Annotated in this window: 18 protein-coding genes, 2 pseudogenes and 1 other annotated feature; of the genes and pseudogenes, 19 read left to right on the forward strand and 1 reads right to left on the reverse strand. The window is 31.9% G+C overall.

All coding sequences use genetic code 11. The features are described from left to right. The first annotated feature begins 9 nt into the window (after nt 1-9). The 3 genes from HYI43_05855 (at nt 10) to radC (ending at nt 2,851) form a co-directional block, all read left to right on the forward strand. Nucleotides 10-1,272, forward strand: coding sequence for a bifunctional folylpolyglutamate synthase/dihydrofolate synthase (locus HYI43_05855; protein UDI78085.1), 1,263 nt, complete (start codon nt 10-12; stop codon nt 1,270-1,272). A 198-nt stretch (nt 1,273-1,470) separates the two neighbouring features. Next, nucleotides 1,471-2,160: a prepilin peptidase gene (locus HYI43_05860; protein ID UDI78086.1), complete on the forward strand. Its 690-nt coding sequence runs from the start codon at nt 1,471-1,473 to the stop codon at nt 2,158-2,160. A gap of 13 nt (nt 2,161-2,173) precedes the next feature. Then, nucleotides 2,174-2,851: a DNA repair protein RadC gene (radC, locus tag HYI43_05865; GenBank protein ID UDI78087.1), complete on the forward strand. Its 678-nt coding sequence runs from the start codon at nt 2,174-2,176 to the stop codon at nt 2,849-2,851. A gap of 421 nt (nt 2,852-3,272) precedes the next feature. Here radC and HYI43_05870 read toward each other — a convergent pair whose 3' ends face one another. Continuing rightward, nucleotides 3,273-3,452, reverse strand: a complete 180-nt coding sequence (locus tag HYI43_05870) for a hypothetical protein (protein UDI78088.1) — start codon at nt 3,450-3,452, stop codon at nt 3,273-3,275. 169 nt (nt 3,453-3,621) lie between these two features. Here HYI43_05870 and HYI43_05875 point away from each other — a divergent pair, with 169 nt between their 5' ends. The 16 genes and pseudogenes from HYI43_05875 (at nt 3,622) to HYI43_05950 (ending at nt 18,591) form a co-directional block, all read left to right on the forward strand. Further along, the gene (locus HYI43_05875; GenBank protein ID UDI78089.1) at nt 3,622-4,098 is read left to right on the forward strand and encodes a DUF4930 family protein; all 477 of its coding nucleotides are present in this window, start codon (nt 3,622-3,624) and stop codon (nt 4,096-4,098) included. Nucleotides 4,099-4,517: 419 nt separating this feature from the next. Beyond that, nucleotides 4,518-5,354 (forward strand): rod shape-determining protein MreC, encoded by an 837-nt coding sequence (gene mreC, locus HYI43_05880; protein ID UDI78090.1) that lies wholly within the window; start codon nt 4,518-4,520, stop codon nt 5,352-5,354. Beyond that, nucleotides 5,354-5,878: a rod shape-determining protein MreD gene (gene mreD, locus HYI43_05885; protein ID UDI78091.1), complete on the forward strand. Its 525-nt coding sequence runs from the start codon at nt 5,354-5,356 to the stop codon at nt 5,876-5,878. Before mreC ends, mreD begins: the two co-directional genes overlap by 1 nt. A 30-nt stretch (nt 5,879-5,908) precedes the next feature. Next, nucleotides 5,909-5,985, forward strand: a sequence feature (ribosomal protein L21 leader region). Nucleotides 5,986-5,997: 12 nt separating this feature from the next. Then, complete coding sequence (gene rplU / locus HYI43_05890; GenBank protein ID UDI78092.1) at nt 5,998-6,306, forward strand: 50S ribosomal protein L21; 309 nt, start codon at nt 5,998-6,000, stop codon at nt 6,304-6,306. 5 nt (nt 6,307-6,311) lie between these two features. Beyond that, on the forward strand, nt 6,312-6,632 hold the full coding sequence (locus tag HYI43_05895; GenBank protein ID UDI78093.1) for a ribosomal-processing cysteine protease Prp: 321 nt from the start codon (nt 6,312-6,314) through the stop codon (nt 6,630-6,632). Between the two features lie 11 nt (nt 6,633-6,643). After that, nucleotides 6,644-6,928 (forward strand): 50S ribosomal protein L27, encoded by a 285-nt coding sequence (gene rpmA / locus HYI43_05900; protein UDI78094.1) that lies wholly within the window; start codon nt 6,644-6,646, stop codon nt 6,926-6,928. A gap of 150 nt (nt 6,929-7,078) precedes the next feature. After that, nucleotides 7,079-8,374 carry a GTPase ObgE gene (gene obgE / locus HYI43_05905; GenBank protein ID UDI78095.1) on the forward strand — a complete coding sequence of 432 codons (1,296 nt, stop codon included), beginning with the start codon at nt 7,079-7,081 and terminating at the stop codon, nt 8,372-8,374. Between the two features lie 11 nt (nt 8,375-8,385). Beyond that, the gene (locus HYI43_05910; protein ID UDI78096.1) at nt 8,386-8,841 is read left to right on the forward strand and encodes an ACT domain-containing protein; all 456 of its coding nucleotides are present in this window, start codon (nt 8,386-8,388) and stop codon (nt 8,839-8,841) included. Nucleotides 8,842-8,856: 15 nt separating this feature from the next. Then, a pseudogene (gene ruvA, locus HYI43_05915) lies at nt 8,857-9,458 on the forward strand (Holliday junction branch migration protein RuvA). 62 nt (nt 9,459-9,520) lie between these two features. Next, nucleotides 9,521-10,517 (forward strand): annotated as a pseudogene (gene ruvB, locus HYI43_05920) (Holliday junction branch migration DNA helicase RuvB). Between the two features lie 17 nt (nt 10,518-10,534). Continuing rightward, complete coding sequence (gene queA, locus HYI43_05925; GenBank protein UDI78097.1) at nt 10,535-11,560, forward strand: tRNA preQ1(34) S-adenosylmethionine ribosyltransferase-isomerase QueA; 1,026 nt, start codon at nt 10,535-10,537, stop codon at nt 11,558-11,560. A 19-nt stretch (nt 11,561-11,579) separates the two neighbouring features. Next, nucleotides 11,580-12,719: a tRNA guanosine(34) transglycosylase Tgt gene (gene tgt, locus HYI43_05930; protein UDI78098.1), complete on the forward strand. Its 1,140-nt coding sequence runs from the start codon at nt 11,580-11,582 to the stop codon at nt 12,717-12,719. Nucleotides 12,720-12,734: 15 nt separating this feature from the next. Beyond that, complete coding sequence (gene yajC, locus HYI43_05935) at nt 12,735-12,995, forward strand: preprotein translocase subunit YajC (GenBank protein UDI78099.1); 261 nt, start codon at nt 12,735-12,737, stop codon at nt 12,993-12,995. A 334-nt stretch (nt 12,996-13,329) separates the two neighbouring features. After that, entirely contained in the window at nt 13,330-15,615 is a 2,286-nt protein-coding gene (secDF, locus tag HYI43_05940; GenBank protein UDI78100.1) for a protein translocase subunit SecDF, read from the forward strand. Between the two features lie 162 nt (nt 15,616-15,777). Next, the gene (recJ, locus tag HYI43_05945; GenBank protein ID UDI78101.1) at nt 15,778-18,051 is read left to right on the forward strand and encodes a single-stranded-DNA-specific exonuclease RecJ; all 2,274 of its coding nucleotides are present in this window, start codon (nt 15,778-15,780) and stop codon (nt 18,049-18,051) included. Nucleotides 18,052-18,072: 21 nt separating this feature from the next. Beyond that, nucleotides 18,073-18,591 carry an adenine phosphoribosyltransferase gene (locus tag HYI43_05950; GenBank protein ID UDI78102.1) on the forward strand — a complete coding sequence of 173 codons (519 nt, stop codon included), beginning with the start codon at nt 18,073-18,075 and terminating at the stop codon, nt 18,589-18,591. Nucleotides 18,592-18,674: the final 83 nt, after the last annotated feature.

Genomic DNA, 18,674 nt, shown 5'->3' on the forward strand with positions numbered 1-18,674 from the left:
GAATCACCGATGAATTACCTAGAAAGCTTGTATTGGATACATGAAAGAACTAAATTTGGTATCAAGCCTGGCGTTAAGCGTATGGAATGGATGCTAAATCGTTTGAATAATCCTCAATTAAATATTAGAGGCATTCATGTTGGTGGTACAAATGGTAAAGGCTCTACGGTAGCTTATTTAAGAGCCGCTTTAGTCGAAAATGGATACGAAGTAGGTACCTTTACTTCACCATTTATTGAAACTTTTAATGAAAGAATTAGTTTAAATGGACAGCCTATTACAAATGACGAAATAGTGGAATTAGTTGAAAAAGTAAAACCAATTAGTGAAGCGTTAGAACAAGAAACCGAACTTGGTGGAGCTACAGAATTTGAAATTATTACTACTATGATGTTTGTATACTTTGGAGAAATTCACCCAGTTGATTTCGTTGTTGTTGAGGCGGGGTTAGGTATCAAAAATGATTCAACCAATGTATTCAAGCCTATTATTTCAATCTTGACTAGTATTGGATTAGATCACACTGATATCTTAGGCAATACATATTTAGATATTGCTAAAGATAAAGGTGCCATTATTAAACCTGATACCCCAGTCATATATGCTGTCAAAAATGAAGAAGCATTAAAGTATATTCGTGATTTTGCAGAAAGTAATGATGCAAAACCAATCGAATTAGATCGTGAGATAGTTGTAGTTTCTCAAGATGATGAATTTACTTATCGATATAAAGACTATGAACTTGAAACAATCATTTTAAATATGCTTGGGGAACATCAAAAAGAAAATGCCTCATTAGCAATCACAGCTTTAATTGAACTCAATGAAGAAAACATTATTGAATTAGATTTTAATAAAATGATAGATGCTATTGAAAGTGTTACTTGGACTGGGCGTATTGAGCAAGTAAAGGAGCATCCGCTAATTATTATTGATGGAGCACATAATAATGAAAGTGTTGAAGCTTTAATAGATACAATCAAAAATTATTATGATAATTCTAAAATGGATATATTATTCTCTGCAATTAAAGGAAAACCTATTGCAGGTATGTTAAATAAATTATCAGAAATTGCTAATACAATTTACTTTACGGAATTTGACTTCCCAAAAGCCTTAACTAAAGAAGAATTGTCTGAGAATGTAAACGTTGAAAATATAAATTATATAGATGATTATGTAAACTTTATTAATAATTATGACGGTAATGGTTTGCTAGTAACAGGTAGTCTTTATTTCATAAGTGAAGTAAAAGCGAATACAGAATTTTAATACTAAATTTTAAAACTCTAGTTGAATTAAGCGCAATTGCACTTAGTTTAATTAGAGTTTTTCCTTTTGAGTATAATAAATTAAATTTTATAGTAATAAAGGATTAGAAAATCATTTTAGGTAATAAAAGAATAAAATGTCAATAAATATAATTTACTTTAGAATTAAATTTGCTATAATACTTATAGGTGGTGTGATATGATTTTATTATCCTATTTGTGTAGCATTATATTTAGTTTTTTATACCAGTTTAACTCCGTCGAAAAGCCAACTTTTAACTATTTCTTATCTAGATCTAAATGCGATTATTGTTGTCAAAAATTAAAATGGCTAGATTTACTTCCTATAATAAATTTTATATTACTAAAAGGGCGAAGTTCTTGTTGTAAACAGAAGTTAAAACGTCACTATATTTTTGGAGAAATATTAGCATTTCTAGCTATTCCTATTATTATATTTTATCAATGTGACGTTTATATCCCTCTATTTATCTCTACTTATCTAATTTTATTAACAATGGCTATCTACGACATTGAAACCTACACGGTAAATTTAAACCTCTTAATAATTTTTTTTATCATTAATTTATTTCTAGCGAATACCTATATTTTAAATATAATTATTTTCTCATCGATTCTTCATTTATTCTTCTTCTTGCTTCCAAATCAAATCGGTTATGGAGATATCATACTTTTCAGCATGCTCTCGATGTTTTATCCGTATTATTTCTTTCTTATTTTCCTCAATATTACGTTCATTCTCGCTACTATTTATATTTTAATTACGAAAATTTGCATAAATAAAACGTATTTACCACTAATACCATTTATATTTACAAGTTATATCATCACTAGTTATTGCTACCATCACTTAGTAAATTTTTTTTAGAAGGGATGATTATTTGAACATCAAAGATATGGCTTCAACTGAATTACCTAGGGAACGATTAATTCATAAAGGAGAAAAGAGTCTATCAAATAGTGAACTATTAGCAATCTTAATAAATACTGGCAGACAAGGATATTCAAGTATTGATATTGCGAATGATATGATAAATCAATATGCAAGATTAAAAGAATTAAAACAATTATCAATTGATGATTTAATAAAAATCAAAGGAATTGGAATTTACAAGGCGGTGACACTTAAGGCAGCATTTGAATTAGGAGAAAGAATGAATGCGAGAGACACTGCAGAGAAAATTGTTATAAAATCACCAGAAGATGTTGCAGATATGATGATGTCTAAGATGAAAGATTTGACTCAAGAACATTTTGTAGCTTTATTTCTAAATTCTAAAAATGTAGTCATGAAAGAAGAGGTAATTTATAAAGGAACTTTAAATTCTTCAGTGATACATCCAAGAGAGGTGTTCAATGCAGCTATTAGAGCATCTAGTAACGCCATTATAGTTGTACATAATCATCCTTCAGGCGATGTTACGCCGTCTGAAGAAGATATTGCAACAACAATTAGATTAAAAGAATGTGGACACATATTAGGTATAAATGTATTAGATCATATCATTATTGGAGATCAAAAATTTACAAGTTTAGTTGAAGAAGGTTACTTTGATTAAGAAAATTAAATGTCTTTATAGTACGTAGTTATCATTTCTTGTATAATATACTTTAAATTTAACAATAGAGGTGTACCATGACATTATTCTTAATAATAGGCGTTTTAATTCCATTTATTTATGTGTTGAGACTAAATATAAAACAACACGCTATTAAATTTAGGGAAACTTTAATAACAATTTGTTTATCAATAAGTGGCATACTTATTTTTTCATTAATTGGCGTATTGATAAGCCACCAAAAAGTTAATATAGTCTCATTAATTATTGCGACAATTGTAACTGGTTTTATATGGGGATTATTGCTAGCGGGATTTTACAAAATATATAATTACTTAGCGTTTACATTTCGTAAATAAAAAATATGCTAGTTTAGCCATTCTTTAATGATATTAAAGATACATACTAGCAATTTTTATTTTTATTGAATAAAGGCTGAAAGTGAATGGAAATTTTCAAGAATCCATAATATGCCTTGATAACCTAAATAAAGTCCTAAAAGTACTAAAGCAGCAGAAATAAGAAATCTCAAAATTGCAAAACCGACTCTAAATAGCAATATCACGAGTAATGCAATTAAAATGATACTAATAATACTCATTGGTCACACTCCTCATGTAACGTACATTAATGTTAATATAATATCATTGTAAATCATTTTAATAGAAATAGGTATCAGACTTTAGTATTTTATTAACTAGTTCTTTCGACTGATGTACATCTATGGATACTAATTTATAATTGTCTAGATTGAGATTGGAGGGTGATTAATGCGTTTTATATTTAGTTTAATAAAAAATATATTTGCAGTAGTAGCTATTATATTTGTGATATATTTTGCTTTAAAATATGCGCCATTCCTTAGAGAACAAGAATGGAATCCTATTAATCATTCTCCCAGTAACGTTCAAACTAGTGGTGTACCAGCTGAAATGAATAATTCACAAGAAGTACCTAAAAATGGGAAGCATTATGTATTAAAAGATAATGATATTTTACAAAATATACCAGCTAGTCAAACCTATAACGTTTTTAAATTTCTAGATAAAAATGAATTTATGGCTGTGACAGGTATTGGAAGAATGGGATACAATGATAAATATATCGCTGGACAACGTGATGATGAATTTATTGTATATAAGTTTGGCAGTGACCATATTAAAGTATATAGAACTGAAATTGAAATGGAGCAAGATTTAAACGCACTCGGACAACATATTGAATTAAAACCGCAAGGGTCTTATTAAATTTATTTAAAAAGTTAATGTATTTGAAATGAAATATTTTTTGCGTTAAGGTTTTAATAGAGATAATATTTCAAAGGTTGGTGTGATGAATGTCTGAACAATCTAAAGAAAAACAAGCTAATGAACAAGCTAAAGCTCAAAATCTATTTGCAAAATGGAGAAAAGACCAAACGCTTTATAGCGAAGATGAAAAAAAAGAAAATAAGAATGAAAAGTAATTAAAATTAAATAGTATAATGTGAATGAGATTAGATAGATAGACCCATCGTTTTGCAGTATAAACGAGTCTAGAAGTCTAATCTTTTTTTATAATTTAATATTTGACGACATGTTGATTGAAGTTAGTGCTTTATTTAAAACATATAGTAATATAAAATAGAAAAGGACGATTTAAATTAAGATTTATAGAGGTGTTCTGAGTGCATAATTTTTTTAAAAATAACAAATTGATTGTTGTTTTTTGTGCAATTATTGTCTTTATTGCACTGATTGGTTTGTCTATACGCTCACAAACTCAATCACCTCCTGAACAATATGTAGGGGATTCAGTTTCTTTAGGGCAAAGAGTAGTAAGTTATCCCGTTAATTTTGTGACTGGAGCGATAAATCATCTTTTTAGCTCAAATAAAACAACAGACAGCAAAGAGATCGAAAAATTGAAAGCTAAAAACGAGAAACTTGAAGCGGAAAATAAAGACCTAAAAAAAGAACTGGATATGACTGATATTTCTAAATATGATCCTATCTCAGGTGCGGTTATTGCACGAAATCCAGACCAATGGATGAATACAGTTATCATTGACAAGGGTGAAAAAGCAGGAGTCAAAAGAAATATGGCCGTCATGACTGCAGAAGGATTGATAGGTCGAGTTACTAAAGTAAATCAATTTTCTGCGCAGGTTGATTTACTATCTACCAATACGCGAACAGGTAAATTATCTGTCAATATTCAGCAAAATTCTAAAAACGTATTTGGTCTTATCGATCATTATGATAAGAAAAATGAAGAATTAATAATTAGCAATATCAATAATAAAGACAAGATTGCTAAAGGGGATAAAGTTGTAACGAGTGGGTTAGCTGATCAATTACCAAGTGATTTATACATAGGTAAGGTAACTAAGGTTGAAAATGATGAATATGGTTTAGCTAAAGAAGTGAGAGTCAAAACAGAAGCTAATCTATCTGATGTATCACATGTTTATGTTGCTAAAAAAGATCCAAAAAATGGTACTGATGAAAGTGGGGACAATTAATGAGAGCATTAACTTATTTAATTATAGGTGTTGTATTGTTCTACATTGATAGTATCATTGGATTAGTTATTCCTATGAATATAGCTAAGTATGAAATCATATTTGTCCCACATTTAACGCTAATGTATATTCTACTTTTAACTATTTATCGCGGTGTTAGTGTTGGTTTAATATTGGCTGTCTTACTTGGCGTAGTCACTGACATTTATTTAGGTAGTATTTATGGTTTATACATGTTTGGTTATATTGTATTAGTTCTTCTCTTTGATAATTTTTTGAAGATATTTTACCGCGATTTTACGATGATGTTCTTATTTAATATTTGTGCAGTGATCGTATTTGAAATATATATAGCAATTATTTATGCCGTCATTGGATTCACAAATATTGATTTATTAAGTTTTATATTGTTACGTTTAATTCCAACTACGATATTAAATATTATTTTATTAATTATCTTATTCCCAATTTTTATTAAATTTGCTAGAAAAACACAAAACAAGATTGACACTAAGATACAGTAATGATAAGATGCAATAGTTGAGTAGTTTTATAGCTACATACAACCGCTCAAATATAGGTTTAAGAACATAATTAATGTCACCTATATATGGCGTGACTTAAAATATAGGAGGTGCAAAGTATGTTTGCTATTATCGAAACAGGCGGTAAACAAATTAAAGTAGAAGAAGGTCAAGAAATCTTCGTTGAAAAATTAGATGTTAATGAAGGAGATTCATTTACATTTGATAAAGTTTTATTTGTAGGTGGCGATTCAGTTAAAGTTGGAGCTCCAACAGTTGAAGGTGCTACTGTAACTGCTACAGTTAAAAAACAAGGACGCGGTAAAAAAATTACTGTATTCACTTATAGACGTCGTAAAGACTCAAAACGCAAAAAAGGTCATCGTCAACCATATACTAAATTAACTATTGATAAAATCAACGCTTAATTCTTATGATTACAGTTGATATCACCATTAATGATAGTGGAAAAGTCACAGATGTTATCATGAATGGTCATGCAGACCATGGCGAATATGGTTACGATATTGTTTGTGCTGGAGCTTCAGCAGTACTCTTTGGTAGTGTTAATGCTATCTTAGGCTTAACCAGCGAGAAGCCAGACATTGATTACGATGATGACGGTGGTCATTTTCATATAAGAAGTGTAGACACAAATAATGAACAAGCTCAATTGATTCTTCAAGCAATGTTAGTTTCTTTACAAACAATTGAAGATGAGTATAATGAAAATATCAGATTAAATTACAAGTGAGGTGTATCCCGATGTTAAAATTAAACTTACAATTCTTCTCATCTAAAAAAGGGGTAAGTTCTACTAAAAACGGTCGTGACTCTGAATCTAAACGTTTAGGTGCTAAACGTGCTGACGGTCAATACGTTTCTGGCGGTTCAATTTTATACCGTCAACGTGGTACTAAAATTTATCCTGGTGAAAATGTAGGTCGTGGTGGCGATGATACATTATTCGCAAAAATCGATGGCGTTGTTCGTTTCGAACGTAAAGGTCGCGACAAAAAACAAGTTTCTGTATATGCAGTAGCTGAATAATTTTGTCTAAATTAACACCAGAAGTGAATGCTTCTGGTGTTTTATTTTGTTTATAGAAATTTATAAACTTAGATGCTAAATTTTTAATAGTCTAATATATAATGATATAATATTGTCATTAATGAATGAAACGTAAAAGAGGTGAGATACATGTTTGTCGATCAAGTTAAAATATCTCTTAAAGCTGGTGATGGAGGTAATGGTATCACAGCATATCGTAGAGAGAAATATGTTCCATTTGGTGGCCCTGCTGGAGGCGATGGGGGTAAAGGTGCTTCTGTCATATTTGAGGTTGATGAAGGTTTAAGAACGTTACTTGACTTTAGATACCAAAGCCATTTTAAAGCCAAAAAGGGTGAAAATGGACAAAGTAGTAATATGCATGGCAAAAATGCTGAAGATTTAGTATTAAAGGTACCGCCTGGTACTATTATTAAAAGTGTTGATTCGGAAGAAGTATTAGCTGACTTAGTAGAGGACGGACAACGTGCCGTTGTAGCTCGCGGTGGTAGAGGTGGTAGAGGTAACTCTCGCTTTGCAACACCACGAAATCCAGCTCCTGATTTTAGCGAAAATGGTGAACCAGGAGAAGAATTAGAAGTTACTTTAGAACTTAAATTATTAGCTGATGTAGGGTTAGTAGGTTTTCCTAGCGTTGGGAAATCGACTTTACTATCAATCGTATCAAAAGCAAAGCCTAAAATTGGTGCTTATCACTTCACAACGATTAAACCAAATTTAGGTGTTGTGTCGACACAAGATAATAGAAGTTTTGTAATGGCTGATTTACCTGGTTTAATTGAAGGTGCCTCTGATGGTGTAGGTCTTGGTCATCAATTTTTAAGACATGTAGAACGTACAAAAGTCATTGTACATTTAATAGATATGAGTGGTTCTGAGGGTAGAGATCCTTACAATGATTATCAAATTATAAACAAAGAATTAGTCAATTATAAACAACGTTTAGAAGACAGACCACAGATTGTTGTTGCTAATAAAATGGATATTCCTGAAGCACAAGATAACTTAGAATTATTTAAAGAAGAAATTGATGACGAAAACGTCATTATCGTTCCAGTTTCAACAATTACTAGAGATAATATTGACCAATTATTATATAAAATTGCTGATAAATTAGAAGAAGTTAAAGATATTGACTTTAGTGTTGAAGAAGATGAAGAAGCAGGTGTTAACCGTGTACTTTATAAACATACGCCTTCACAAGATAAATTTACGATATCTCGTGATGATGACGGTGCTTATGTAGTAAGCGGAAATGCAATTGAAAGAATGTTCAAGATGACTGATTTCAATAGTGATCCAGCAGTAAGACGATTTGCTCGTCAAATGCGTTCAATGGGTATCGACGATGCACTTAGAGCACGTGGATGTAGTAATGGTGATATTGTAAGAATCTTGGGTGGAGAATTCGAATTTGTAGAATAGGAGTGCTATAAGTGGACAATAAAGATTATAAAAAGTTCTATTTAATAAGAGAAGATGTTTTACCTGAATCAGTTGTAAAAACTTTAAAGATTAAAGATGCCTTAAAAAATAATTCTGAATTGTCCATTTATGAAGCAGTTAAGATGTTCAATCTATCGCGAAGTGCATTCTACAAATATAGAGAAACCATCTTTCCAGTGGATGAAAAGATGCTTGATCATCGAGAATTCACATTAATTTTATATGTTAATGATGTTGTAGGAACCTTAGCACAAGTACTCAATACTGTTTCTAATTTAGAATTATCTGTATTAACAATCCATCAAAGTGTCCCGATGGAAGAAAAGGCTACAATCACTTTGTCATTAAGTGCAAAAGATACTAGCCTTTCAATTGATGAAATTATAGTTACCTTGAGAAACATTGAACATGTATCTAAAGTTGAATTAATAAGTATGAGTATGTAGTAAGGAAGGTTAAATATGTACGCTTATATTAAAGGACAATTAAAACAATTGTTTCCAACTCACGTTGTACTTGAAACAGCGGATGGAGTAGGATATGAAATTCAAACACCTAATTCATATCGTTTTCAAAAATTTTTAGGTCAAGAATCCATTATTTATACATCTCTAATTGTTAGAGAAGATGCGCAATTATTATACGGATTTATAAATGAAGAAGAAAAAGAGATGTTTTTAAGTTTAATTAAGGTTACTGGCATAGGTCCCAAATCTGCCCTGGCAATTTTGGCTACGAGTACGCCTAATGAAGTTAAACAAGCTATAGAAAATGAAAATGACGCTTATTTAACTAAATTCCCAGGTATAGGTAAAAAAACGGCTCGCCAAATCGTCCTTGATTTAAAAGGAAAGGTTCAAATTACGCAAGAAACACCAGAAACCTTATTGAATATGGATGGACTATCAAATGATAATTCACATCTTACAAAAGAAGCTTTATTAGCACTTGAGCATTAGGATATTCTAAGAGAGAATTAGCTAAAGTTGAAAAAGTCCTAAATAAAACAACATTTGAAACGGTCGATGAAGCTGTGAAATTAGGTTTAACACTTGTTTCATAATTAACACACTTGTTCATAATTAAACGCAAATATGCATAATGCAATAGACTGGGGGGATAGATATGAATGATAGAATGGTTGACCAATCATTACATAATGATGAATCGTCTTTTGAACTCTCTCTCAGACCAACTAGATTAAAGCAATATATAGGACAAGCTTCAATCAAAAATAATTTAGAAGTATTCATTAAAGCTGCTAAATTAAGAGAAGAACCACTTGATCATGTGCTTCTTTTTGGACCTCCTGGCTTAGGTAAAACCACCTTATCCAATATCATTGCTAATGAAATGGAAGTAAATATTCGAACAGTTTCAGGTCCTTCTTTAGATAGACCTGGTGATTTAGCTGCAATATTATCTGGATTGCAGCCTGGTGACGTTCTTTTTATAGATGAGATTCACAGATTAAGTAGCACGGTTGAGGAAGTATTATACTCTGCTATGGAAGATTTCTTTATTGATATTATAATAGGTAAGGGTGATGAAGCACGAAGCATTCGTATTGATTTACCGCCCTTTACTTTGGTTGGGGCTACTACTAGAGCTGGTAGTTTAACAGGCCCATTAAGAGATCGATTAGCGATTTGGTGTGCATCTTAGACTTGAATATTATAACGAATTTGATTTAAAAGAAATTATTATTCGAACTGCGGAAGTACTTGGAACTAATATAGATGATGAAAGTGCCACTGAGTTAGCTAAACGTTCACGTGGAACACCTCGTGTTGCCAATCGTTTGCTTAAACGTGTTAGAGATTTTCAACAAGTTAATGAAGATGAACAAATCTATATTGAAACAACAAAACAAGCTTTACAATTACTTCAAGTGGATGAAGAAGGCTTAGATTACATTGACCATAAAATGATGAATTGTATCATTAATCAGTATAATGGTGGTCCAGTAGGTTTAGATACGATCGCTGTATCAATAGGCGAAGAACGTATAACGATTGAAGATGTTTATGAACCTTTCTTAATCCAAAAAGGTTTTATCGAGCGCACACCAAGAGGTAGAAAAGCCACTGCGTTTGCTTATGAGCATTTTAAAAAATATTAAAGAGTGAGGGAATTGAAATGAATGTTGAGGAATTTGATTATGATTTGCCTGAATCATTAATTGCTCAAACCCCTTTGAAAGATAGAGATCATAGTCGTTTGTTAGTGTTGGGAAGACACTCAGGAAATATAGAACATAAACACTTCACTGACGTCATTGATTATTTTGAAGCGGGAGATACGCTAGTTCTTAATGATACGCGTGTAATGCCTGCTCGTTTATTTGGTCTTAAAGAAGAAACTGGCGCAAAAGTAGAAATGTTAATGCTTACTCGAATTGAGGATAATGATTGGGAAGTATTATTAAAGCCAGCTAAAAGAATTAAAGTAGGGAATACACTAACTTTTGGAGATGGAAAAATCACAGCTGAATGCATTCAAGAACTAGACCAAGGTGGTCGTATTATGCGACTTCATTATGATGGTATCTTGGAAGAGCGTTTAGATGAACTTGGAGAAATGCCGCTTCCACCATATATTAAAGAACGTTTAGATGATCCAGATCGTTATCAAACGGTGTATGCGAAAGAGAATGGTTCGGCAGCTGCGCCAACAGCAGGTTTACATTTTACAGACGATTTATTGGAAAAAATTAGAGCTAAAGGTGTAAACATAGCATTTATTACGTTACATGTTGGCTTAGGCACATTTAGACCTGTTAGCGTTGATAATATAGATGACCATGAGATGCATAGTGAATATTATCAAATGACTCAAGAAACGGCTGATTTGCTAAATCAAACTAAAAATAATGGGGGAAGAATCATTTCAGTAGGTACGACTTCTACTCGAACTTTGGAAACGATTCGTCGTGACTACGATGAATTCAAAGCAGTTAGTGGTTGGACAGATATTTTTATTTATCCTGGTTTTGAATATAAAGCTATTGATGGTTTGATTACTAATTTCCATTTACCGAAATCTACACTAGTTATGCTTGTTTCAGCTTTTAGTAGTAGAGAAAACATATTGAACGCATATAATAAAGCTGTTGAACTTAAGTATAGATTCTTCAGTTTTGGCGATGCGATGTTAATTATTTAAGAAATGAGAGGTATAGAATATGCCAGCAGTTACATATGAACATATAAAAACTTGTAAACAATCGGGTGCACGTTTAGGTATCGTTCATACGCCACATGGATCTTTTGAAACACCGATGTTTATGCCAGTTGGAACAAAAGCAACCGTTAAAACAATGAGTCCAGAAGAGTTAAGACAAATTGAAGCGAAAATAATACTCGGAAACACGTATCATTTGTGGTTACAACCTGGAAATGATATTATCAAACAGGCTGGGGGTCTACATAAGTTTATGAATTGGGATGGCCCTATTCTTACAGATTCTGGTGGTTTCCAAGTATTTAGTTTAAGTAATCTTAGAAAAATTTCTGAGGAAGGTGTAGAATTTAGACATCATACTAATGGATCTAAACTATTTCTAAGCCCAGAGAAGTCTATGGAAATCCAAAATGATTTAGGTTCAGATATTATGATGGCATTTGATGAATGTCCACCCATGCCATCTGAATATAAATATGTAAAAGATTCTATAGAACGTACAACAAGATGGGCTGAACGTTGCTTAAAAGCGCATAAAAGACCTGAAGACCAAGCATTATTTGGTATTATTCAAGGTGGAGAATATAAAGACCTTAGAGAGCAAAGTGCCAAAGAATTGGTTGAATTAGATTTTCCTGGGTATGCTATTGGCGGTTTATCTGTTGGTGAACCGAAGCCAGTAATGTATGAAATGGTTGAGCATACTGTACAATATATGCCAGAAAATAAACCAAGGTACCTTATGGGCGTTGGTTCACCTGATGCACTTATTGAATGTAGCATTAGAGGAATGGATATGTTTGATTGCGTATTACCAACGCGTATTGCAAGAAATGGCACATGTATGACTTCTAATGGAAGATTAGTTATTAAAAATGCTAAATACGCTAATGATTTTAGACCACTAGATGAAAATTGTGATTGTTACACATGTAAGAATTATTCACGTGCTTACATTAGACATTTAATTAAAGCTGAAGAAACATTTGGTATCCGTCTTACTACTATTAATAATTTACATTTTCTGCTAAAATTAATGGAAGATATTAGACAGGCCATTCGTGAAGACCGTTTATTGGACTTCAAAGAGGAGTTCTTTGAACAATATGGACTTAATGTAGATAACCCTAAAAATTTTTAATAAGGAGATTACAGAATGAACGTTTCAGCACTTATTTTACCTATTATTTTAATAATAGTGTTTTATTTCTTCTTGATTCGACCTCAACAAAAGCGTGCAAAAGAGCATCGTGAAATGATTAGTCGAATTGAATCAGGACAAAGAATTACTACGATTGGTGGCATCAAAGGAACAGTTAAAGCTGTAGATGAAACTACAGTTGTTATTACTGTTAACGGTCATGGTACAGAAATGACTTTCGAAAAACCAGCAATTAAACAAGTAGATCCATCTTAATAAAACTATAATCACTTAAGGTTATAAGATAAAAATAATAATATAAAGCTACTTAGTAAATTCGTAGTAGCTGACTGAACTGAGAAGGTCTTTAAATCAATCTTTTCTCAGTCCTAGTCATCCCATGCGGGGATGAAACAATGAATTCAAATTGAATTCTGTTTCATTCCCGTTTTAATTTTGTAAAAAAAACATTGAAAGGTCTTAATTTCACTAAATGATATGGTATGTTAATATAGATAAGTCGATTTATATCTTTGTAATCTTTTATTAACTTGCACGTGTTTTAGTAAAAGATTATCCTTAGTACATAAGTAAATAATGAGGTGTTCATGTGAAGAAATTAAGTAGGATAATTGCATTCATCCTAATTGTGGCTGTACTATTTGTTGGTATGGGTCTTACATATAAGAATGTAGTTAAAAATGTAAATCTTGGTCTTGATTTACAAGGTGGTTTCGAAGTGCTTTATCAAGTTAAGCCTCTCGGCGATGATAAAAAAATAGATGACAAAGCACTGCAATCAACAGCACAAACTTTAGAAAATCGTGTTAACGTTTTAGGTGTTTCTGAACCGCACATCCAAGTTGAAGACCCAGATCGTATTAGGGTTCAACTAGCTGGTGTCAAAGATCCTGATGAAGCACGTAAAATATTATCATCCCAAGCTAATTTAACCATTCGTGATGCGGATGATAAAGTTAAGTTAACTGGTAAAGATATTCAACAAGGTTCTGCTAAACAAGAGTTCAAACAAGGTACGAATGAACCTGCAGTTACTTTTAAATTAAAAGACCGTGCTAAATTTAAAAAAGTAACAACTGAAATATCTAAAAAACAAGAGAATATGATGGTAGTATGGTTAGACTATAAAAAAGGTGACAGCTATCATAAAGAACTGAAAAAACCTGAAAATAAACGTAAATATGTTTCTGCTGCCTCAGTAGATCAACCTATAAATTCAGATAGTGTTGAGATTTCTGGTGGTTTCCAAGGTCAAAAAGGTGTGGAAAGAGCAAAACAAATTTCAGAATTATTGAATGCTGGTTCTTTACCGGTAGACTTAAAAGAAGTTTATTCAAATTCAGTAGGTGCGCAATTTGGACAAGATGCTTTAGATAAAACAATTTTCGCATCTGTAATTGGTGTAGCGATTATTTACTTGTTCATGGTTGGTTTTTATAGATTACCTGGTTTGGTAGCTATAATCGCTTTAACTGTTTATATTTATTTAACATTAGTTGCATTCAATTTCATCTCTGGTGTGCTTACATTACCTGGTTTAGCAGCATTAGTACTGGGTGTAGGTATGGCAGTCGATGCCAATATCATTATGTACGAACGGATAAAGGATGAATTAAGGATAGGACGAACGCTTAAACAAGCTTATTCAAAAGCAAATAAAAGTTCATTCCTTACTATTTTTGACTCTAACTTAACAACAGTCATTGCTGCTGGTGTACTGTTCTTCTTCGGTGAAAGTTCAGTAAAAGGTTTCGCAACTATGTTGTTACTTGGTATATTAATGATCTTTGTAACAGCCGTATTCTTATCTAGAGGATTATTATCATTATTGGTATCATCTAACTACTTTAAGAAAAAATACTGGTTATTTGGTGTTAGCAAGAAAGAACGTCATGATATAAACGAGGGTGTCGATGTTCATGACTTAAAAACATCATTTGAGAAATGGAATTTCGTTAAATTAGCAAAACCATTAATCGGCGCAAGTATTTTAATTTTAGTTGTAGGTATAGTGATTTTAAGTATCTTTAAATTGAATCTAGGCATTGATTTTTCTGCAGGTACAAGAGCAGATCTAAATTCTGATACTAAATTAACACAAGCCAAAGTGGAACGAACAATGAAAGATATGGGTCTTACGCCTGATCAAATACAAATAAATGGTAAAGATAGTAAGCAGGCTACTGTTCAATTTAAAAAAGACTTATCTAAAGATGAAGTTGTAAAACTTAATCAAAAAGTTAATGATCAATATGGACATAAGCCAACAGTAAATACAGTATCACCTATGATTGGACAAGAATTAGCTAAAAATGCTATGAAAGCTCTAATCTATGCAGCTATAGGTATTATCATTTATGTATCATTAAGATTCGAGTGGCGTATGGGTCTTTCATCAGTATTAGCACTTTTACATGACGTATTTATGATAGTAGCGTTATTCAGCTTGTTCCGTTTAGAAGTGGATATTACATTTATTGCCGCAGTATTAACGATTGTAGGTTACTCAATCAATGATACGATTGTTACATTTGACCGTGTAAGGGAAAACTTGCATAAAATCAAGGTAATTACTAGCCCTGAACAAATTGATGACATCGTTAATAGATCAATTCGTCAAACAATGACACGTTCTGTTAACACTGTTTTAACTGTCATCGTTGTAGTTGTAGCGATTTTAATCTTTGGTGCATCAAGCTTATTCAATTTCTCATTAGCACTATTAATTGGATTAGTTTCAGGTGTATTCTCTTCTATCTTCATCGCTGTTCCATTATGGGGCATCATGAAAAAACGACAATTAAAAAAATCAGATGATGGAAAACTTGTCGTTTATAAAGAGAAAAAATCTAATGATGAAAAAATATTAGTATAATGACGTTACTAATCATTTTTAAGGTATAGATATCATAGCGAGAGTAGAACAATGAATTTTGTTCCGCTCTCGTCTTTTTTTGTGCATTATCATAAAAGTGATTACTTTTTATTTCATCATTTTTTAGGTATAATGGCTTTTGGAAAAAGGAAGGAAATGTGTATGATTAAATCAAAATTTAACTGGTTATATGATGCTCCAACAGAATACATACATGATGATTTAGTAAAATCTTTTAAGCTTTCTCCAATTATAAAAAAAGTGCTTGAGAGTAAACATCTTATTAATGAAAAAGATATCAATGAAGTGCTTAGTGATAGTACGATTGATCATGATCCATTACTTTTAAGCGATATGGATAAAGCAGTAACTCGTATTAACGAGGCTATTGATAAAAACGAGAGAATATTAGTCTATGGGGATTATGACGCTGATGGTGTAACTTCTACAACAATTTTAGTGACTACGCTTAGAACTCTAGGGGCTGAAGTAGGCTGGTATATTCCAAACCGATTTACTGAAGGATATGGACCTAATGAACTTGCATTCCAAAATGCATATGATGAGGGTATTTCATTAATTATTACTGTAGATAACGGAATTCAGGGTCACAATGAAATTAAAATGGCGCAAGAATTAGGTGTTGATGTAATTGTAACCGATCACCATGAAATTGGTCGTACACTTCCAGATGCATATGCAATTGTTCATCCAATGCATCCAGCGTTCGATTATCCATTTCATTATTTATGTGGTGCTGGAGTAGCGTATAAATTAGCTCAAGTCTTATTAGATAATCCACCAAATTATTTTTTAAGTCTAGCAGCAATAGGGACAATTGCTGATTTAGTATCATTAACAGATGAAAATAGAACAATCGTAAAAAAGGGACTCTCGTATTTAAATGAACATTGTCCATTCCAAATTAAGGCCATTCTGAATCAAGCTGGATTTAATGATACCATCAATGAGGAAACGATTGGTTTTATTATTGGCCCTAGACTTAATGCTGTTGGACGTTTAGAAGATGCTTCACTTGCCGCTGAATTGTTAATGTCTGAGAATGCTGAAGAAGCGGAATTCCTAGCTGAGCAAGTTGAACATTTTAATGTTGAACGTAAAGATATAGTTGCGCAAATTACTGAAGAGGCTTTAGTTATGGCTGACGAGAAAGTTAAAGCGGGACAACGTTTTTTACTATTAGCAAAAGAAGATTGGCATGAAGGCGTATTAGGTATCGTGGCTTCAAAGATAGTTGAAACATATGGTTTGCCAACTTTAATATTAAATATTGATTTAGAACAAAATCACGCAAAAGGTTCAGCAAGAAGTATTGAACAAGTTTCAATGTTTGAAATTTTAAGTGCTCATCAGGATTTAATTACTAAATTTGGTGGACATCATATGGCTGCAGGGATGACTATGGACATTGACAATATCCATGACTTAGAGCGAGGATTAAATGATTGGATGACACAGTTGGCCGAACATACTTCATTAGATCCAAATAAACACGTCACTGTTAAATTAGATGAAGCAGATATTTCTGTGAATAATATAAGAGATTTTCAAAGGCTAAGTCCATTTGGTACTGATTTTGAAAAACCTCTTTTTGAAATTGATGATAATGAAGTAATTGATGTTAAAGCAATTGGTAAAGATAAAAATCATTTAAAACTTACATCCGGTGAACAACATTTGCAAAGTTTATTTTGGCAAAATGGCCAACTTGCTTCGCAAATTGAAATCGGACAGCCCATAAACTTATTAGGTCATCTACAAGTCAATGAGTGGAATGGTAATCAATCACCACAATTTATAATTCAAGATTTAGCAACTCACAGTGAAGAAATATTGGACTATCGAAGTAAACGAAAACAATTAGATGTTGACCCTTCAAATTCTCAAATCGCATTTATCATACATCCTAAAAAAGAAAAAATAAATGAAAATTATTATTACTATGGCGAATCCATTAGTGATAAACATGATATTGTTGTACTTAGAGATTTGCCGGTAGACATCGATAGTCTAAGCCAAAGTCTTCGTGGACTAAATTATTCACAATTATATCTTGTGTTGCAACATCAACAATCCATATACTTTGATGGTATGCCTACAGCAGTTAATTTCAAAAATTGTTATAAAGCATTATTGAATAAAAAGGCAATGAATTTAGAACAAGAAGGAATGTTATTATGCCAATATTTAAATATAAAGCCTAAAATTTTAAAATTTATGTTAAAAGTGTTTATTGATTTAGGCTTCGTAATTGAAGATAATGGTATAATTAAAATAAATGATAATCCCGATAAGCAAAGTATTGAATCAAGTCGGATATATCAATTAAGACAATCAAGAATAGAAGTTGAAAAGCTATTGCTTTATGATGATTTTTCACATCTAAAGCGTTGGATAAAAGATCAAAAGGGTTAATTAATAGGAGGAAAATTTTAAATGGATTTAAAGCAGTATGTATCAGAAGTTCAAGATTGGCCAAAACCTGGTGTTAGTTTTAAAGATATAACTACTATTATGGATAACGGAGAAGCATATGGCTATGCAACCGATCAAATTGTAAAATATGCTAAAGAAAGAGATGTTGATGTTGTCGTAGGCCCAGAGGCAAGAGGATTTATTATTGGATGTCCTGTGGCATATTCAATGGGAATTGGCTTTGCTCCTGTTAGAAAAGAAGGAAAATTACCCCGTGAAGTAATCCGCTATGAGTATGACTTAGAGTACGGAACAAATGTTCTTACTATGCATAATGATGCCATTAAACCAGGTCAACGCGTACTTATTACTGATGACTTGCTTGCAACAGGTGGTACGATTGAGGCAGCTATTAAATTAGTTGAAAAACTTGGTGGTATTGTCGTAGGTATTGCATTTATTATTGAATTGAAATATTTAAATGGTATTGAAAAAATTAAAGATTACGACGTAATGAGTTTAATATCTTACGATGATTAAAATAGCAAATTTTTTAAGAAGTTGGGTCTAATACAATGACTCAACTTTTATTTTTAATCGACTAAACTGTTATCACTATAACC

The organism is Staphylococcus taiwanensis (genome assembly GCA_020544305.1).
GTDB lineage: Bacteria > Bacillota > Bacilli > Staphylococcales > Staphylococcaceae > Staphylococcus > Staphylococcus taiwanensis.